General features: G+C 36.0%; 19 protein-coding genes. 7 read left to right on the top strand and 12 right to left on the bottom strand.

The genetic code is table 11. The features are described from left to right. Positions 1-2: 2 nt before the first annotated feature. The 6 genes from EPR_RS05975 to EPR_RS06000 are packed head-to-tail and all read right to left on the bottom strand — an operon-like array spanning position 3 to position 7065. On the bottom strand, positions 3-845 hold the full coding sequence (locus EPR_RS05975; protein WP_200762341.1) for a bifunctional riboflavin kinase/FAD synthetase: 843 nt from the start codon (positions 843-845) through the stop codon (positions 3-5). Further along, a complete protein-coding gene (gene tlyA / locus EPR_RS05980; protein ID WP_200762342.1) occupies positions 814-1521 on the bottom strand; it encodes a 23S rRNA (cytidine-2'-O)-methyltransferase TlyA in 708 nt (235 codons plus the stop codon). Before tlyA ends, EPR_RS05975 begins: the two co-directional genes overlap by 32 nt. After that, a complete protein-coding gene (locus tag EPR_RS05985; RefSeq protein WP_200762343.1) occupies positions 1511-3643 on the bottom strand; it encodes a bifunctional diguanylate cyclase/phosphodiesterase in 2133 nt (710 codons plus the stop codon). The genes tlyA and EPR_RS05985 overlap by 11 nt, the downstream gene beginning before the upstream one ends. An 8-nt stretch (positions 3644-3651) precedes the next feature. After that, complete coding sequence (gene ligA, locus EPR_RS05990; protein WP_200762344.1) at positions 3652-5634, bottom strand: NAD-dependent DNA ligase LigA; 1983 nt, start codon at positions 5632-5634, stop codon at positions 3652-3654. After that, complete coding sequence (locus EPR_RS05995) at positions 5624-6082, bottom strand: hypothetical protein (RefSeq protein ID WP_200762345.1); 459 nt, start codon at positions 6080-6082, stop codon at positions 5624-5626. Before EPR_RS05995 ends, ligA begins: the two co-directional genes overlap by 11 nt. Continuing rightward, positions 6079-7065 (bottom strand): MBL fold metallo-hydrolase, encoded by a 987-nt coding sequence (locus EPR_RS06000; protein WP_200762346.1) that lies wholly within the window; start codon positions 7063-7065, stop codon positions 6079-6081. The genes EPR_RS05995 and EPR_RS06000 overlap by 4 nt, the downstream gene beginning before the upstream one ends. Before the next feature lie 99 nt (positions 7066-7164). Here EPR_RS06000 and EPR_RS06005 point away from each other — a divergent pair, with 99 nt between their 5' ends. Continuing rightward, positions 7165-7758, top strand: a complete 594-nt coding sequence (locus EPR_RS06005) for a DUF2238 domain-containing protein (protein ID WP_200762347.1) — start codon at positions 7165-7167, stop codon at positions 7756-7758. Here EPR_RS06005 and EPR_RS06010 read toward each other — a convergent pair. The 6 genes from EPR_RS06010 to EPR_RS06035 all read right to left on the bottom strand — a co-directional run bounded on the left by EPR_RS06010 (position 7742) and on the right by EPR_RS06035 (position 13032). After that, positions 7742-8908: a class I SAM-dependent rRNA methyltransferase gene (locus EPR_RS06010; protein WP_200762348.1), complete on the bottom strand. Its 1167-nt coding sequence runs from the start codon at positions 8906-8908 to the stop codon at positions 7742-7744. The two genes, EPR_RS06005 and EPR_RS06010, sit on opposite strands and share 17 nt — an antisense overlap. An 8-nt stretch (positions 8909-8916) precedes the next feature. Then, positions 8917-10059, bottom strand: a complete 1143-nt coding sequence (gene folP, locus EPR_RS06015; RefSeq protein WP_200762349.1) for a dihydropteroate synthase — start codon at positions 10057-10059, stop codon at positions 8917-8919. Position 10060: 1 nt separating this feature from the next. Beyond that, positions 10061-10687 (bottom strand): DNA polymerase III subunit delta', encoded by a 627-nt coding sequence (locus tag EPR_RS06020; protein ID WP_200762350.1) that lies wholly within the window; start codon positions 10685-10687, stop codon positions 10061-10063. Positions 10688-10696: 9 nt separating this feature from the next. Continuing rightward, positions 10697-11245, bottom strand: coding sequence for a HobA family DNA replication regulator (locus tag EPR_RS06025; protein WP_200762351.1), 549 nt, complete (start codon positions 11243-11245; stop codon positions 10697-10699). 24 nt (positions 11246-11269) lie between these two features. Beyond that, positions 11270-12475 carry an aspartate kinase gene (locus EPR_RS06030; protein WP_200762352.1) on the bottom strand — a complete coding sequence of 402 codons (1206 nt, stop codon included), beginning with the start codon at positions 12473-12475 and terminating at the stop codon, positions 11270-11272. An 86-nt stretch (positions 12476-12561) separates the two neighbouring features. Further along, the gene (locus EPR_RS06035; protein WP_200762353.1) at positions 12562-13032 is read right to left on the bottom strand and encodes an RNA pyrophosphohydrolase; all 471 of its coding nucleotides are present in this window, start codon (positions 13030-13032) and stop codon (positions 12562-12564) included. Between the two features lie 132 nt (positions 13033-13164). Here EPR_RS06035 and hemW point away from each other — a divergent pair, with 132 nt between their 5' ends. The 6 genes from hemW (at position 13165) to EPR_RS06065 (ending at position 18067) form a co-directional block, all read left to right on the top strand. Then, entirely contained in the window at positions 13165-14220 is a 1056-nt protein-coding gene (gene hemW, locus EPR_RS06040; protein WP_234697092.1) for a radical SAM family heme chaperone HemW, read from the top strand. Positions 14221-14356: 136 nt separating this feature from the next. Continuing rightward, the gene (gene tatB / locus EPR_RS06045; RefSeq protein WP_200762354.1) at positions 14357-14734 is read left to right on the top strand and encodes a Sec-independent protein translocase protein TatB; all 378 of its coding nucleotides are present in this window, start codon (positions 14357-14359) and stop codon (positions 14732-14734) included. Continuing rightward, a complete protein-coding gene (gene tatC, locus EPR_RS06050; protein WP_200762355.1) occupies positions 14727-15485 on the top strand; it encodes a twin-arginine translocase subunit TatC in 759 nt (252 codons plus the stop codon). The genes tatB and tatC overlap by 8 nt, the downstream gene beginning before the upstream one ends. After that, positions 15478-16500, top strand: coding sequence for a tRNA preQ1(34) S-adenosylmethionine ribosyltransferase-isomerase QueA (queA, locus tag EPR_RS06055; protein ID WP_200762356.1), 1023 nt, complete (start codon positions 15478-15480; stop codon positions 16498-16500). Before tatC ends, queA begins: the two co-directional genes overlap by 8 nt. A gap of 83 nt (positions 16501-16583) precedes the next feature. Beyond that, positions 16584-17591 (top strand): hypothetical protein, encoded by a 1008-nt coding sequence (locus EPR_RS06060; RefSeq protein WP_200762357.1) that lies wholly within the window; start codon positions 16584-16586, stop codon positions 17589-17591. Next, positions 17588-18067: a SixA phosphatase family protein gene (locus EPR_RS06065; RefSeq protein ID WP_200762358.1), complete on the top strand. Its 480-nt coding sequence runs from the start codon at positions 17588-17590 to the stop codon at positions 18065-18067. Before EPR_RS06060 ends, EPR_RS06065 begins: the two co-directional genes overlap by 4 nt. Positions 18068-18075: the final 8 nt, after the last annotated feature.

Consider the following 18075-nt stretch of genomic DNA (forward strand, 5'->3'; position numbering starts at 1 on the left):
ACTTATATTATATGCTCTTTGACAACCTCTCTTGCCTCTTCGATATCTTCTTCTATTGACTTTTTCAACTCTTCAAGATTTTTAAATTTTCGGTTTTGACGAAGGTATTTGAGAAAAACTATCTGGGCTTCTTGAGGCGTGGTTTTTAAATCATGGTCTAAGATGTGTGTCTCAACTGCTGTTTTTCCGTCGGTTGTCTCTCTTTTGCCAATAAAAGTGACCGATGGATAAAACCTCCCCTCTATTTCTGTCAGAGTTGCATAAACACCCTCTTTGGGCAGAAGAAATTGGTCAATATCCAGATTAAGCGTAGCAACAAGCTTTTTTTTACCCAACCCCTGCCCTTTTACAATCTTTCCTTCTATTTTGTAACTGTGTCCCAAAAGCTTGTTAGCCTCTTCTATATCTCCTTTTTTCAAAAGCTCTCTTATAATTTTCGAATGAACAGATACTCCGTCGATTTTTACCTCATCAACAACTTCTACCTCACCATCAAACATCTTTTTCAAATCATCCGCTGTATATCTCCTTCCTTTTCCGAAAGCAAAGTCATACCCTACGACAATTTTTTTCAGATTGGGAAACTCTTTTTTTAGTTTTTCTATAAACTCCTCTGCTTCCATATTTTTTATCTCATCAAAATTACAAAAAAAACATGGATATTCAACATATTCGCATCTATATCTTCCGGGAGTAAGATCCGCTTTTTTTGACTCTATAACGAGTATACCTCCTTTTGTTCCGAGACGTTTGAAAAGCTCTTTGTGCCCTCTGTGCATTCCGTTGAATGCTCCTATGGCAAGAGATTCTATTTCATTTTTCGAAAAGGTAGAACCATTCGACATTTCCCTCTTTCCCCTTTAGTTTCGATCTGTTTTTTCCAATCAGTCTCCAGCCCAGTTTTTCGGCTGCCTTTTCAACTCTTTGCATTGCTGCGTTTATCGCATCTTCATCAATAACTACGCCCGCTTTGTCTCTTTTTGCCTCACGTCCTACTTCAAATTGCGGTTTGAACAAAATTATGATTTTATCTTTGGCAAATCTGTCTATATCTTTTATGATATTAATGACACTGATAAACGATACGTCGCAGGTAATAATATCAAAAACTCTGTCACACTCAAAGCCTCTTATATCACACTTTTCGAAATTTTTAACCTTTTCATTACTTTTAAGATTATTACTTAGCTGATTTGAACCCACATCTATACAATAGACTTCAGCAGCTCCGTTTTCAAGCAGTATTTCGGTAAATCCGCCAGTACTCGCTCCAATATCCATACAGCTTTTATGTTCTATATCCAAAGGAAACTCTTCTAAAAATCCTTTTAGCTTCAAAGCAGCCCTGCTTACATACTGTCTGTATGAATCGATATCGATAATGTCATTGTCTGACACTTCAAGAGAAGGCTTTTTGACCCTTTTGCCTCCTACTTTGACTCTGCCATCTTTTATAAGCTCTATAGCTTTGTTTCTGCTTTGTGCAAGACCTCTTATGCAGAGATATTTATCAAGTCTCAATTATCTCCTTTGCCATCTTCATATTTTCATTATCATAAGAGAAAGAATCCAAATCTGAAGGTTTTGAAAACAAAAATCCCTGACAGTAATCGCAACGGCTTTTTTTCAAAAACTTTAACTGTTCTGCTGTTTCAACTCCTTCTGCAACCACTTTCAAACCAAAATGTTTGGAAATATCTATAATTGCTTCAACTATTTTTGCATTATCTTCATCAATATTGATCTCATTTATAAAAGATTTGTCAATTTTAATATAATCTATAGGCAGTTTTTTCAAATATGTCAGAGATGAAAAACCTGTACCGAAATCATCGATAGAAAATTTGATACCCATTTTTTTGAACTTCAAAATTTTGTCAATGATGTTTTGATAGTTATTTATAAAAACACTTTCTGTAAGTTCAAAATTTAGCATTGAAGGGTTTATACACTTCTGTTGAAGAATTTTTGTTATCTTGTTTTCAAATTCTTCTATTTTGAAAAGGTTGGTACTAAGGTTTATAGATATACTTTTCAAATCGGGAAACAGTTTAAAAATTTTTCCGTTTTTCAGATCTTTACATACCTCTTTTATAACAAACTCGCTAATCTCAAGAATTAAAGAACTCTCTTCGGCAATGGGAATAAACTCGGAAGGATGGAACACTTCATTATTTGGTTCCCATCTTATAAGTGCTTCAAGTCCTATTGTCCGACCTGACTTTATCTCTACAATTGGCTGATAAAATACATCGAATTCTCGTTTTTTCAGGGCATTTCTCATGCCTATATCCATTTTAAGTCTTCTTTGAGCTTTTTTATTCAGTTCTTCATCAAAAAATCTTATCGTTCCTTTTCCCTCACTTTTTGCATGATACATTGCAGTATCTGCACGTTTCAATACCTCCACCGGTGTACAGCACTCCAGCTTGTTGATAACAGGAAATAAAGCGATTCCTATACTTGAACTTGTATGTAGTGTTTGATTGTTTATTTTAAAGGCTCTTTTCAGGCTGTTCATTATTTTATTTGCCACATAAAGAGCATATTCATCTGCGCGATTAATATCTAAACCGGTAAGAAGTATAACAAACTCATCACCGCCTAGTCTTGCTACTGTATCTTCCGACCTTACACACTTTTTAAGCCTTGAAGCGACTCTTTTTAAAAGCATATCCCCTATTTTATGTCCGAGAGAATCATTTATATGTTTAAAATTGTCAAGATCTATGAAAATGAGTGCATTTGATTCCCTGCTTCTTTTTGCATGATACAGAGCCTGTTTTATTCTGTCAAAAAGAAGTGTTCTGTTGGGCAATCCCGTCAAAACGTCATGAAAAGCCATAAATTTAATCTTCTTTTCCGTCTTTTTTCGGTCACTGATATTCTGATGTGTTCCGCACATAAGCAAAGGCTCACCGCTCTCATGCGAGTACTCCACAACACCGCCCGAAGACTGAATCCATACCCATGAGCCGTTTTTATGTCTCATACGAAATTCACCCACAAAAATCGTTCCGTTTTTTATATGCTCTTCAACTATCGGTAGAATCTTTTTCTTATCATCAGGATGAAGTCTATCGGACCAGTCGGTAATATCGTTTTTTATATCTTCTCTGGAGAGACCCAGCATATCAAGCCAGATATCATTGACTTCATGATGACCTGTTTTTACATTCCATACCCAATATCCAAGATTGGCTCCTTCTATAACCTGTTCTAGCTGTCTTTTATATAGCTCCTGTTCATGTACATCCATAATATACCCATGGAAAAAAAGAGGGTTTTGTCTGCTGTCCCTCTCTATAAATGAATATGTTCGCATATATCTTATTTCACCGTTTTTTTTAATAAGCCTGTAATTGGTATTTAAATTGTTTATCTCTTTATTTTCAAAAGATAAAAAGATCCGTTTTGTAAATCGGGAATAATCATCTGGATGTATAATATCTTTCAATGAAACTTTGCCGTTGATTACATCCTCCGGCATATAACCCAAATGCGTATATAAATTTGGCGTAGCAAAAGTTACAACTGGATTATTGGGATTTCTTATATCGATACTAAATAGCAATACCGGACCTTGTTCGAAAAGTTTATTTCTATCCAGTCTACCCTCTCTCTCTTTTTTAGGCTGTTTCATTTAATTCCCTATTTTTTAGTTGACGCTTCTATCATCTCCCACATTTTCTCTTCGGGCAAAAGAGTAACTCCCAACTGCTTAGCTTTATCATATTTACTTCCAGGATCTTCACCGTATATCACAAAATCTGTCTTTTTTGATACAGAATTGGTTACATGAGCTCCCAGATGCTCAAGCATCTCTTTTATCTCATTTCGCGGTTTCTTCATAGCTCCTGTCAGAACTACAGTTTTACCCGTAAAAGGAGACTCTTTTATCTCCTCTTTTTTCGGTTCTCTTGGCTTTATCAAATCCATAAGTTTTTCTATCTTTTCTCTGTTGACTCTTACAAACTCGAGCACAGACTCCGCCATCTCAGGACCGAAACCTTCAATAGAGAGCAGTTCTTCTTTTGTGGCATTGATAAATCCGAGTCCAAATTTTTCACATAGAACTTTGCTGGCAACTTCTCCTATATGTTCAATTCCAAGAGCATTTATAAATCTCCAGCACTCGACCCCTTTTACATTCTCAATAGCTTTGATAAGATTTTCGGCTTTTTTCTGGGCGAATCCCGGAAGCCCTATCAAATCTTCCTTTTTCAGATAAAAAAGATCGGAAACATCTTTTACAAGCCCTTTTTTATAGAGAAGCTTTACGGTGCTTTCTCCCAATCCTTCAATATTTAGACACTGTTTTGAGGCAAAATAGATAATGGAGTTGACAACCCTTGCAGGACAACTGAGGTTCTGGCATTTTATCAAAATACCTTCATCAAGAAGTTCGCTTCCACAGACCGGACAAAATTTTGGCCTTTCTATTTTCTTCTCTTTGCCTGTTCTATACTCTTTTAAAACTTTTGTTATCTCCGGAATTACATCACCGCTTCTGATTATTATAACTTTATCGCCTATTCTTATATCTTTTCTCTCTATCTCACTATAGTTGTGAAGTGTAGCGCGCTCCACTATAACGCCCTCTATCTCTACCGGTTCAACAATAGCTACAGGGGTTACGACTCCGGTCCTTCCCACCTGCGCCTTTACATCAAGAATTGTTGTCATCTTTTCGATTGCAGGAAATTTATAGGCAACCATCCATCTTGGATACTTGACCGTATATCCCAAAATCTCCTGTGCATCAACCTGATCGACTTTTACAACCATACCGTCTAGCATCATTGAAAAATGTTCTCTAAACTCCTTGAAATCTTCATATGTATCCAAAATCTCCTCATACTTTTTGCAGATTTTTCTCTTTGGAGGTTTGAGAAAGTTTTGAGTATATACAAAATCTAGTATTTCACTGAGTCTGTTCAGATTTAGGGTATTGTATCCGACTCCCCATGGATAAAACACAAGTTTTCTTCTTGCGGTAATTCTCGGATCAAGCTGTCTGAGGCTTCCGGCAGCTGCATTTCTGGGATTTGCAAAAGGAGTTTCTCCTCTTTTTACTCTCTCGCTATTAAGTTTTTCAAAATCATCTTTTGGGATAACAACCTCTCCTCTTATCTCTATAAGGTCTTTATGTTCTATTTTCAAAGGAATAGAGTGAATCGTTTTGGCATTGAGAGTAACGTCTTCTCCTTCGATTCCGTTTCCTCTTGTAATCGCATGTTTTAACAGTCCGTTTTCATATATGAGATTTAGACTTGCACCGTCAAATTTAGGTTCAAGATAGTAGTCTATTTTTTCGATATCATATTTTCCCGCAAGATTTTTCTCTACTCTTTTCAACCACTCTTTTAGCTCTTTTTCATTAAAAACATCTTCCATACTCCACATTTTTGTTAAATGTTTCGCTTTTACGAACTCTTTTGCAGGCTCTTCTCCGATTCTTTGCGTAGGTGAGCTGGGATCAATGAGTTCGGGATGTTCTTTTTCAAACTGCTCCACTTCCCTGTACAGCTTATCATACACTTCATCGGGTACCAGAGGATTATCAAGAACATAATAGGCATAAGACCATTTTTTCAGTTTTTCAACCGCTTTTTTATACTCTTCATACGTCATTTTTTTCTCCGAACTCTTTTTTTAGATTTTCCAAAAATTCTATAACTCTTTGCTGATACATTCTGGTCTCTTTATCTTTAACACACTTACCAAACTCTTTTAAAGTCTGTATATCAATTTTTTTAATAAATCTTTTATGCTTTGCAATATCTTTCTTAATATCGGCTATCCAGTACCGTTCGCCCAGATACTCATACTCTTCAAGCTCATTTATATAGTCTTTGACAGCACTTATCAAAGCTTCTACGCGCTCTTCCTGGTTATCATATATTTTTACTGCGGCTTTTTGCAGTATATTCATTTCACACTCTCCCCACTCTTTGTTCGCACTTATAACAATAGCAAAAACTTTTGCACGAAATTTGAGTGAAGAGTAGTGGTACAAAAAAAGTTCTCTGAAAAAATTTAAAAAATTTTCACGAAACTCTCTAAAAGTCTGAGTTTTCATATCTCAATGACCTCCCCGATTGCCGGCATCAGTGTCTCGGCGTGTATGCCGGGATGATTTTTCAGATTTTTAAACCATTGGATCAGTTCATCGACACTTTCAACTGTAAGTTTGAATGCACCGTAATGCATAGGTATAATATAGTCGGGATTAAGATCTTTTATGGCTTTAATTGTCTCACTGTGAGTCATATGCGACCCTTCCATTACATAAGGCGGATTAATCGGCATTATTGCATAGTCTATTTTGCCAAAAATTTCCGCAATTTCTTTAAAGTGTTTATTATACCCGCTGTCACCTGCGAAAAAAATTGTTTTATCACTGTTTCTGATAACAAAGCTGCCCCATAAAACTTTGTTATAATCAAACGGGTTTCTTCTGTGCCAGTGGTGAGCGGGAAGAAAGTAAATCTCTACCTCTTTTTTCGTATTATACTGCTGGTACCATCCAGCTTCCTGAACCTTTATATGCCTGTTTGCTCTTTTTATCAGCCTACCCATTTTAAGAGGCACCAGAGCCTCTTTTATCTGGTTTCCCGCATATCTGATAGTTTTTATATCCAGATGATCATGGTGTCCGTGAGAAATGAGCATATAATCTATACTGCCCAGCTCTTTAATATGCAAAGGAGCAGGCATAAGTCTCTTTTTAAATGGAATAGAAGAGAAACAAGGATCAGTTATAATCCTTATTCCGCTTATCTGCATAAGAAAAGTAGCATGACCCAGCCATACGATAAAATCCTCTTTTTTTTCCAAAAAACCTTTATCTTCAATAACAGGAAGAAGAGTTTCCTCTATATTTTTCTCTTTTTTTATAGTTCTTTCTATAAACCTGACTATACTTTTCGATTTTGTTGTGATTTTTTTACTTCTAGCTTCATACTCTCCGGCAAAACGTCCTCTTTTATAAGGAACACCTTTAAATCCGGGCTTTATACTTTTAAGATTTTCATTTTTAAGATATTTTAGTTTTTGAAACAATTTAACCTCATTAGAGAATTTCAGCTTATTAAAGATATTTTAAAATTATACCAAATAGAATGTAAGCAATAAAACACTATTATCTCAACAAGGTACTTTATGAAAAAAGCTGTGACTTTCTTATTTATACTTTTCTGGATCATTATGGCTTTCTCGCCGCACGACAGAATTGTATGGCTTGCGGAGAATATTATCTTTCTTTTTGCGTTTCCACTTGTAATATATCTGGATAAAAAATACAGATTCAGTAATACTACTTTTTTAATGCTGTTTATATTTGGTATTTTCCATATTATAGGTTCATATTTTACCTATAACGACGTACCTTTTTTTACATTTGAAATATTTGGAGAAAAAAGAAACTATTATGACAGATTTGTACATTTTCTTTTCGGTCTTCTTGTATATCCGGCTTTTTTTGAAATTTACTATCATCAAAAGTTCACAAAAAAGACAAGTTTTCTGATAGCTTTTCTGTTTATAATGACAATTTCCTCATTTTATGAGATAGCCGAATGGCTGCTCATAGAAATTACCCATTCAAACGGACAGGGAAGTTATCTTATAACTCAGGGAGATGAATGGGATTCCCAAAAAGATATGATATGTGCAGCGACAGGGGCACTTTTATCGTATCTTGTCGTTTCGGCCGTACTTCAAAACAACACCTCTGAAACTAACCGTTTCTCTTGAAAAGAATTCCTTTCAGATACAATGAATGGGGAATATTCAATATATAAGGATGGTCCGTATCCTGATAGAGGTGTTCCATAACTTCAAGTCTTATGCCTGTATCTTTTGAAGCTTTGAGAGCTATATCTTTAAGATCATCCATATCTATATAATGCGAGCATGAAAAAATGCAAATCATTCCGTCTTTGTCAACCAATTTAAGACCGTTTACGAAAAGATCTTTAAAACCTCTGAGTGCACTTCTTTTCTTATCTTTCGATTTTGCAAACGACGGCGGGTCCAGCAATACAACATCATATTTGACTTTTTTATTCCTGAGTTCTCTTAGATAATCAAAAGCGTTTGCCTCTACTGCATCTCTCAAAGGCGCACCGTTAAGAGAGAAATTTCTTTTGGCAAGTAATAGAGCCTCTGATGAGATATCGACAATGGTAACTTCCGCCTCTTTTTTTGCAGCCGCATAAAGTCCGAATCCGCCGGCATGCGAAAAAACATCAAGAACTCTGTCTCTTTTTTTGATATATTTTGTGACAATCTCTCTGTTACGTCTCTGATCAAGATAAAATCCGGTCTTCTGTCCGCCGGTAATATCGATACAAAATTTTACATCGTTTTCTTCTATGATTATCTCATCCGGTATTTCACCTAAAACTGTCGTTTCAAAATCCGCAACCCCCTCTTTTTTCAAAGAGTAGAAATCAGCATTGACATATATGCCTTTGGGAGTGAAAATCTCTGATAAAAGCTTTAGTATTGTATCTTTTAAACGCAAGATTCCCGCTGTATTAAACTGACATGAGAGATAATCGCCATATTTGTCTACGATGAGTCCCGGTAGCATATCCGCTTCTGAGTGTATGAGTCTGTAAGCGTCACTGTTTATATTCTCTCTTTTCAAGGAAGCATCTAAAATCTTCTCTTTAAGAAACTCTTCATCTATATCTTTTACTTTAAAATCAAAGACTCTTACAGATATTATGCTATTTGTATTTATGTATCCTACAGCATATGACTTTCCAAGTTCATCTCTTACAATGACAATCTCACCTTTTTCATAATCTTCATCGGATAAAATCTCATTTTTGTAGACCCACGGGAAAAATTTTTCAAGCTTTAGAGCACTAGAACGCGATACAACAACCTCTTTCACATTTATCCTTATATATTTTCAACTGCTTTTAATACTTCCAATGCCTGAAAGTGCTCTTTCACATCATGACATCTTATGATAGAAGCACCGTTTTGGTATGCTTTCATATGAAGAGCCAAAGAGCCCGGCAGCCTCTCTTCAACAGATGATGAAACTATCATATCTATCATAGATTTCCTGCTGGCTCCTACAAGTATCTCACATCCAAATCTTTTAAATTCTGACAAATCTCTTATTATCTCAAGATTATGCTGAAGCTTTTTGCCAAAACCGATTCCGGGGTCTAGTATGATATTTTCTCTTTTTATGCCGAAAAACTCTGCTTTTTCTAATCTTTTTTCAAAAAAATCGGATATTTCGATAACCACATCTTCATATTCAGGATTTTTCTGCATGGTTTTGGGCTCGCCTTTCATATGCATTATAACAGCTTTGGCATCATGTTTTGCGACAATTTTTGCAACTTCCTCATCTTTTAACCCAGTAATATCATTTGCGATTTTAAAGCCTCTTTGAAGTGCATACTCTATGACTTTCGGCCTGAAACTGTCTATACTAAATAGCGCTTTTTCGTATAGTTTTGAAGAATATATCACATCAATAACAGGTTTTACCCTTTGAAGCTCATCTTCTTCGTTTACCGGTTCACTTCCCGGCCTGCTTGAGACTCCGCCTATATCTATGATATCCGCGCCCTCTTCTATCATCCTCTCGACGGCTTTTATAGCATTTGCCTCTTTAAATCTGCTTCCTGGATAAAAACTGTCCTCGTTTGCATTTATAACGCCCATAATTTTTAGTGGATACTCTTTTTCGCGCAGATACTGCTGCAGTCTTTTTGCCAACTCTTTAAGTCCGAAAGGCTGTGCAAGCTCTTTTCTTGAAAGCTGCTCTATCTCTCTTTTTGTCCCTATGAGAAGTGCATCCACTCTTTTGTCCGAACAGATAATCGTACCACGGGGTACAGCAAGATCTGCACCCAAAGAAAGGGCATCCTGTTTTAGAATATTCGCCGCTCCCACATGCATACCCTTAATAAAAAAAAGAGATAGGGTACTTTTTTTGGACATTATTTTTATTCCTGGCTTTTCTACATCCAGTTTTTTCAAAAAGAGACCGATATCTTTGATATCAATTTTCTTTATTTTCATATTACTTCTTTCTCTTTTTTGCTTTCAGAAGCATCAGAAGTACAGCTGTAAGGACGTTCTTGATACTGGCATTTAGTTCAAGAAGCCTGTATGCTTTTGAAAAGAATTCCAGCTCTTTTTCATTCAGCACAATATTGTTTTCAACACTTTTTTTAATAAGCAATTCTATAATTTTTTTTGCATCTTTTCTCTCAAGACGCTGATTTTCCTTTACAAATGAATAGATCTGGGCAAGATCGAGTCTGTCAATATCCAACGGAAGCTCAAAATCATCTTTTCTGCTTTTAAGAGACTTTAGAGGAAGTCTGGAACGAATCGTGGGCAAAAGGGAGGATTTTGATTTTGCCATCATTATAAAAATTATGTTTTTAGGGGGTTCTTCAAGAATTTTAAGAAGAGTATTCTGTGAGTAAATATTGTATTTTTCTGCGGCAAGGATGATGTATTTCAAAGATTCACTCGCTATATAAGCCTCTTTGATAACATCTTTCGCATCATCTATTTTAAACTCGTCTCGCCTAAAAATATGCAAAAAAGCAGGCTTTATATTATCTTTGAAAAACTCTTCGATTTTCTCAAAATCTTCAGTGATTATTATCTGGCTTTTGAGTTCAATTTTATCTGCCAACTGCAAGCCTTATAGTTTTATTTCCACTTCTCCGAACATTGCCGCATCTATACTTTTGTCAAAAAGCCTAAAAAGCTGGAAAAGTTTTAGATCTAGCAGATCATCAAAAGATTTGAGATAGAAGCTGTTTTGCATCTCCTCATCCATTATCCACAAAAAACTGTCATCTTTTCTTTTTGCAATCTGACATCTAGGGCTTTCGCTTTTGCCGATATACCAGAAAAAATAATCATCTTTGAAAGAGAGTGAAAGCATATCATATAAAATATCTACATCTTCGGCTTTTTTGATTCTGTCTATATAGGGATAAAGATCTTTTAGCCGATAGAAAGGCAGTAAAGGCCTGTTTTTATGAGGTCTGTTTATAGATGAGAGTATATAATCTCCAAACCATTCTCTTTCTTCATCTGTTACAATTATTACACTCTGGCCGCTTAAAAGCTTTTCAAGTGCACTTACTGCAAGAGGCATCCAGTCGTAACGCCTCTCTTCAAGCCAACTCATTAAAGCATCGTCATATCTGATGGTGTTAAGCGTCCACCTGTCAAACTCTTGCATAATTTTCCTTGCTTTTCAAATGGGCTATTTGTCCAACTCATAAGCCCTATGCAATGCTCTTACCGCCAATTCACTGTATTTTTCATCGATAATCATGGAGATTTTTATCTCACTTGTGCTGATCATCATTATATTGATATTTTCCTGAGCCAAAGTCTCAAATGCTTTTGAAGCTACTCCGCTGTGAGATTTCATACCTACGCCTACAATTGATACTTTAGCTATATTGCTGTCATAATCAACAGACTCATAATCCTCTTTAAACTGTTCCATTACCTGTTTTGCGCGTTCTAATTCACTTTGGGGCACAGTAAAATCAAGGTTTGTCTTTCCATCATGCCCTATGGTTTGAACTATCATGTCTACATTTATATTTTCGCCTGCAAGAGCTTTAAACAGCTCCGCAGCAATACCAGGCCTGTCTTTTACACCTCTAAGACTCACACGTGCCTGATTTTTATCGAGTGCAATTCCGCTGACAAGTGGCTTTTCCATAATATCCTCTTCCTTTGTTATTATAGTTCCCGGATTCTCGTTGAAACTGCTTTTGGCTTCTATGATAACACCTAGTTTTTTTGCAAGTTCTACTGACCGGTTTTGTAAAACTTTGGCACCGAGACTGGCAAGCTCTAACATTTCGTCATAACTGATTTTTTCAAGCTTTTTTGCTCTGGGCTCGATTCTTGGGTCTGTAGTATAGACGCCGTCAACATCGGAATATATTTCACATCTGCCCGCTCCAAGCGCTCCGGCTATAGCAACAGCGGTGAGGTCGCTTCCTCCGCGCCCCAGCGTAGTAACTTTTCCATCTTTTGTAATCCCTTGAAAACCGGCAACTACTACGATTTTGCCTTCTTTTACGGCATTTTCTATAGGTTTTGGATCAATTTTTTCTATCCTTGCGGTCGTATGCGCCTCATCCGTGACGATTCCCGCCTGTCTGCCGGTCATTGCAACAGTAGGATACCCCATCTCATTCAAAGCGATAGAAAGCAGAGCGGATGTAACTCTCTCTCCGGAACTGAGCAGCAGATCCATATCTCTTCTGCTCGGAGTCGGGCTGAAATGTTTCGCATATTCTATAAGTTTGTTTGTTTCCCCGCTCATTGCTGATACTACGACAACCACATCGTTGCCCTGGGCTCTTGTTTTGGCAACCCTTTTTGCTACGTTCTCTATCCTTTCAAGGGTTCCTACGCTTGTTCCTCCGTATTTTTGAACGATAAGCATACCTTCTCCGTTTTTGGTAATTCGTAATTCGTGATTCGTAATTGGTGATTGGTGATTCGTGATCGGTTTCACTCACACTCATTCACTCAAATATATCCTTCTTTTCTGAAATATTCAAGAACTTTTTTGTATATCGGTCTTTTAAAATATGTTATATAGCGAAAAATTTTATGATATGGCACAAATTTGTATTCGATAAATTCGGGCTCTTTCGTCTTGAGGTTTATTTTTGCACCCGGTTTGAGTCTGACTAAAAAATATTTCTGTTTCTGCCCGTCATACGGATACATCTTCTTGGCTATCATTTTTGGAAAGTCGTAGCTGACCCAGCCGGGATATTCGGCAATTATCTCTATTTCATCCGTGCCGATCTCTTCTTTGAGTTCCCTGAAAAGTGCTTCTCTTGGACTCTCCCCTTCATCTATACCACCCTGAGGAAACTGCCAGGCACCGGCTACATCGTTTCTTGACGCAATAAAAAATTCCACTTTTTCCGGATATTTTGCTGACAATATTATCGCTGCGACGTTGGGCCGATACCTTTTTTCCTCGCTCATTTCCCCTCTTTCCGGGGCAGATTGCAAGAGGTGAGAAGTGAGTACGAAAACTCAATTCTCATCTCCTGTCATACCCCACTCTTTTCAATGAGTGATATAATATCCCAAATCTATTTAAAAAAGGATAAATGGTTGCTTTTATACTTGCATATACCTTTTTGCGACAGTAAGTGCCACTACTGCAGTTTTAACTCGTATGTGGAAAAAACTTATCTAAAAAAGGAATATTTTGAAGCTGTAAAAAAACAGCTTATATACGAGATAGAAAGATTTAATGTGAAAAAAAATTCCATTGAAACAGTTTTTATCGGGGGAGGAACCCCATCTACCGTGGAAGTTTCATTTTACGAAAAGTTTTTTGAAACACTCTTGCCATATCTAAAAAAAGATATAGAGATTACAATTGAAGCAAATCCAAACAGTGCCAAACAAGAGTGGCTAAAAGGGATACGCTCTTTGGGAGTAAACAGGATAAGTTTCGGTGTACAGAGCTTTAATGACAAAAAACTGAAGTTTTTGGGAAGAACACACAGTTCAAAACAGGCGGTCAACGCTATCTATAATGCAAAAGAAGCAGGATTTTACAATATATCTTTAGATCTGATCTACGCAACTGCAATGGACAGTAAAGAGCTGTTGCAAAAAGATATAGAGATTGCATTTTCTCTTCCTATAAACCATCTTAGTGCATATTCACTTACAATAGAGGAAGGGACACCTTTTTCAAAAACTCCGCAGGTGCAAAAAGATGAAGAAAATATTGCATTCTGGTTTGCGGATGAGATAAAAAAAAGAGGATTTGAGCAGTATGAGATTTCAAACTTCGGAAAATACAGATCCAAGCATAACCTTGGCTACTGGAGATACAAAGATTATATCGGTATAGGAAGCGGTGCGGTCGGTTTTTTGAAAAACAGAAGATTTTATCCTTCAAAAAGTCCGGAAGAATATATAAAAAATCCTCTGAAAACAGATACAGAAATATTAACGGAACAAGATATCATTACGGAAAAAATTTTTCTTGGATTAAGAAGCATAGTCGGCGTAAACAGAAAAGTTTTGAAAAAAGAGCAGATTGAAAAGTTTGAAATTCTTGTAAAAAACGGAAAAATTTTTGAAAAAAACGGGATATATTACAACAACAACTATTTTTTGGCTGATGAGATTTCACTTTTTGTATTGAATTAGTGCATAATTCGGGTTTAATATCTTTTAGTGTAAAATTTGAGTCCGTTTATCAAGATTGTATGAACCGGATTCAAGAAAAACTGCCCAAAAAAGTTTTTCGACTTAAACTCACCGATATTTTTTTAAAAGGTTGGCTATGTTTGGAATGGGCTTTACCGAAATCCTTATGATTGCAATTATTGCCATTGTCTTTTTGGGGCCTGAAAAACTGCCCAATTTTCTCATAGATATGGCCAAGTTTTTCAAAAGTGTAAAAAGAGCAATAAACGATGCCAAATCTTCACTAGAAGAAGAGATAAAGATATCAGAGCTCAAAGAAGAAGCGTCCCAGTATAAGAAAAAACTGACAAGTGCCACTCAAGAGATAGAAGAACTGAAAGCTCTGAGTGAATTAAAAGAAATCAAAGATGAAGTAAAAGAGATTCAAAAGGGTCTTGAAGATAAAGAGATTGAAAGAGAAGTTGTAGATTTTAAAAAAACAGACCTTGATGATAAGGATAAAGTAAATGTTTGAAGAGTTAAAACCGCATCTGGCCGAACTTAGAAAAAGACTACTCATTTCCATTTTAACCGTTCTTGTAATGTTTTTTGTATGTTTTGGTTTTTGGGAACAGATTCTTGACTGGATGATAACACCTTTGAAAGATGTTTTACCGGCGGGCAGCAATGTTATTTTCACAAAAGTGGGAGAAGCATTTTTTACTGCACTCAAAGTATCTTTTTTTGCTGCACTGATTTTATCTTTACCTGTAATTTTCTGGCAACTTTGGCTTTTTATAGCTCCCGGACTATATGAACACGAAAAAAAATTTGTTCTTCCATTTGTAATATCTGCAACAATCATGTTCATTTCCGGAGCACTTTTTGCATACTACATAGTCTTTCCGTTTGGTTTCGGTTATCTGATCAACTTCGGAAGCCAACTTTTTACCGCACTTCCAAGCATCGGGGAATATGTTGGCTTTTTTACAAAGCTAATGTTCGGTTTCGGTCTGTCGTTTGAGCTTCCCGTTATAACTTTTTTCCTGGCACTTCTTGGACTCGTAACTGACGAAAGTCTAAAATCATTTTTTAAATATGCAATTTTAATCATTTTCGTTATCGCAGCTCTTTTGACCCCTCCTGATGTACTTTCCCAGCTTTTAATGGCAGGGCCGTTGATACTTCTTTACGGTGTTTCCATCCTTATTGCAAAAATCGTAAACCCTGCTAAAGAAGAGGAAGAGGAGGAAGAAGAAAAAGAGCAGAAAGCCGCTGATGCTTGATCCTCTCAGAGTAGAAAGCTATGACTATAAGCTCCCTTCAGAACTTATAGCAAAACATCCTGTCCATCCTGCCGACAGGGCTAAACTTCTTGTTTATGAGAGAAAAACAGACAGAGTCACACACGCTCTTTTTAAAGATATTGTCGAATTTCTGCCCAAAGATACTCATTTTATTTTTAACAACACAAAAGTGATTAAAGCCAGAATTTTCGGAAAAAAAGAGACAGGCGGCAAGATAGAGCTTCTTTTGAACAGACCTTTGAAAGATAATCTCTTTTCCGTTTTTATAAAAGGAAAAGTAAAACCCGGAACAAAACTGATTTTTGATGAGAAGCTTATCGCAGATGTGGTATCTTTGGAAAAAGATGGCAGCAGAATTGTAAAGTTTTATAAAAATTTATCGGAATTAGACTTCTCCTCCTTAGTGCATATTCTTGAAAAAATAGGACATATCCCGCTACCGCCATACATAGACAGAGCCGATATGAAAGAGGATGAAAAAAACTATCAGCCAGTATTTGCCAAAACAGAAGGAGCGGTAGCAGCTCCTACCGCATCGCTTCATTTCACAAAAGCGCTTTTTCAAAGAATAAAAAAAGAGTTCAATATACATTTTGTAACGCTTCATGTAGGAGCCGGAACATTCAAGCCTGTAGAAACTGAATTTATAACAGAGCATAAAATGCATTCGGAATATTATGAAATACCCGCCGATACACAAAAAATTATAGATTCAAACGCTAAAATACTGGCTGTGGGAACTACGGTGACAAGGACAGTAGAATACTACGCAAGGACAAAAAACCCGTTTGGAGAGTGCGATCTCTTTTTGCATCCTCTAAACCCTCCTATAAGGGTAAATCATCTTCTTACAAATTTTCACCTGCCCAAATCTACTCTTATCATGCTCGTAGCCGCTTTTATAGGAGTTGAAAAAACTCTGCAACTTTACAGACTTGCTATTGAAAAAAAATATAGATTTTACAGTTACGGTGATGCAATGTTGGTTATATAACTTTTTGAATTTTAAAAATTTTATTTACAAAATTATGCTTTACCTGTATAATTCATAATAAAAATTTTTTAAAGGCTGATATAGTGAAAAGTTTAAAATTTGTCACATTTATTACTGTTATACTGTTTTCTACAATACTCTGTTCTGCAGATACCAATGTATGGAGAAAGGCGACGCATATATTTGGAAAAAACGCCAACCATTATCTATACCTTGCACTTCCTATCAAAACAGACAACAACAGTTCTCTCTATCCTTTGATATATGACGGGAAAAAATACTATATCAAAAAAGCTTCATATACAATAGATGTTAGAAACGGTATTCGAAAAAAGAGATTTGGTATAGATTTTTCAGTAGACAGGAAAAAGGTAGAGTTCAAGGGTATAAAAAATGGAAAAGTCGTAAATTTAGGTAATCATGAAGTTATCGACATCACTTATACCATAAAAAAGACTAAAGGGTTTATAGAATATCACAGCTATTTTAAAACTCTGCCAAACAATTTTTCTATAACACTTTTCCCGGGTTATATCGGCTCAAATCTTTTTGGAAGAACCGAACCTAGACAGACAAGTCTCTCTTCAAAATTTGCAGGTATATTTGTAAAACATAACAATGAGACCTATGTGTGGACAAACCCCTCTGCATTTACAAATATAGACGCACAACCTTTTATTACGGGAGATAAAAAATTTTTTGCCAAAAAAACTCTTCTTGACTATGCAGCACAACAGTGGTATCTTATAGCAGGTCTGGAGATATGGAATCTTTTCAATTACGGAATAGATAAAGAAAGAGATGAAAAATTTAGAGGTATTTTAAAAATGCACTTCTATTCAAAACCTCTTGAAGAAGAGAGATTTGGAGATTTTACACTACCTTTTTCAAAAGTCGGATTTGAATTGAAATACAGAAAAAACCCGGGATTTGACAAAGCGGAACTTATCGTATCGCAACTCTCTTTTATTCCAAAAAAGAGCCATTTTATCATAAACAAAAAAGTAGAAGATAAAAAGATAGATATGGAGATAAAGATAGAGATAAAAAATATAGAGTTCGAAGAGATCAAACCGGGAAAAGAGATATGAGACTTCTTTTCATAAGGCATGCAAAAGCTCTTGAAAGATTTGAGTGGCACAAAGATGATCTTTTAAGACCTTTAAGTGAAAAGGGGGCAAAAAAAGCGGAAGAGTTTTTCAAAAAACTGCCAAAAATTTATGATGTAGAAGTGATAATAACATCAAAAGCGACAAGAGCGCTTCAAACTGCAGATATTTTATATGAACAGTTTCCAAACGCAAAATTTATAACAAACTCTCTTTTAAACCCTGGATCCGATATTCTGGATCTTCAGCTTGCTATTAAAAACTATCTTGAATTCGACACTATTGCTGTTATCGGACATGAACCGGATTTTTCCGAAATGATCGGTACACTAACAAAATGTAGAAATCTTAATATAAGAGTAAAAAAAGCTTCCGTTATAGAATTATCAGGAAGTTTTCCGGAAAATATGGAACTTTGTGCATCAATCTATCCTAAACTTTTGGAACATTTTAAATAAAGGGAACC

This window comes from Nitrosophilus alvini, from assembly GCF_015100395.1.
Classification (GTDB): domain Bacteria; phylum Campylobacterota; class Campylobacteria; order Campylobacterales; family Nitratiruptoraceae; genus Nitrosophilus; species Nitrosophilus alvini.

Coding starts and splice junctions, on each gene's coding strand:
- EPR_RS06030 (WP_200762352.1), bottom strand. CDS start 12,475: ATGCTTATCGTTCAAAAATACGGAGGAACAAGCGTAGGAACCCTTGAA.
- EPR_RS05995 (WP_200762345.1), bottom strand. CDS start 6,082: ATGAAAACTCAGACTTTTAGAGAGTTTCGTGAAAATTTTTTAAATTTT.
- tatC (WP_200762355.1), top strand. CDS start 14,727: ATGTTTGAAGAGTTAAAACCGCATCTGGCCGAACTTAGAAAAAGACTA.
- EPR_RS06005 (WP_200762347.1), top strand. CDS start 7,165: ATGAAAAAAGCTGTGACTTTCTTATTTATACTTTTCTGGATCATTATG.
- EPR_RS06035 (WP_200762353.1), bottom strand. CDS start 13,032: ATGAGCGAGGAAAAAAGGTATCGGCCCAACGTCGCAGCGATAATATTG.
- EPR_RS06025 (WP_200762351.1), bottom strand. CDS start 11,245: ATGCAAGAGTTTGACAGGTGGACGCTTAACACCATCAGATATGACGAT.
- ligA (WP_200762344.1), bottom strand. CDS start 5,634: ATGACGTATGAAGAGTATAAAAAAGCGGTTGAAAAACTGAAAAAATGG.
- tatB (WP_200762354.1), top strand. CDS start 14,357: ATGTTTGGAATGGGCTTTACCGAAATCCTTATGATTGCAATTATTGCC.
- EPR_RS05985 (WP_200762343.1), bottom strand. CDS start 3,643: ATGAAACAGCCTAAAAAAGAGAGAGAGGGTAGACTGGATAGAAATAAA.
- EPR_RS05975 (WP_200762341.1), bottom strand. CDS start 845: ATGTCGAATGGTTCTACCTTTTCGAAAAATGAAATAGAATCTCTTGCC.
- folP (WP_200762349.1), bottom strand. CDS start 10,059: ATGAAAATAAAGAAAATTGATATCAAAGATATCGGTCTCTTTTTGAAA.
- EPR_RS06065 (WP_200762358.1), top strand. CDS start 17,588: ATGAGACTTCTTTTCATAAGGCATGCAAAAGCTCTTGAAAGATTTGAG.
- queA (WP_200762356.1), top strand. CDS start 15,478: ATGCTTGATCCTCTCAGAGTAGAAAGCTATGACTATAAGCTCCCTTCA.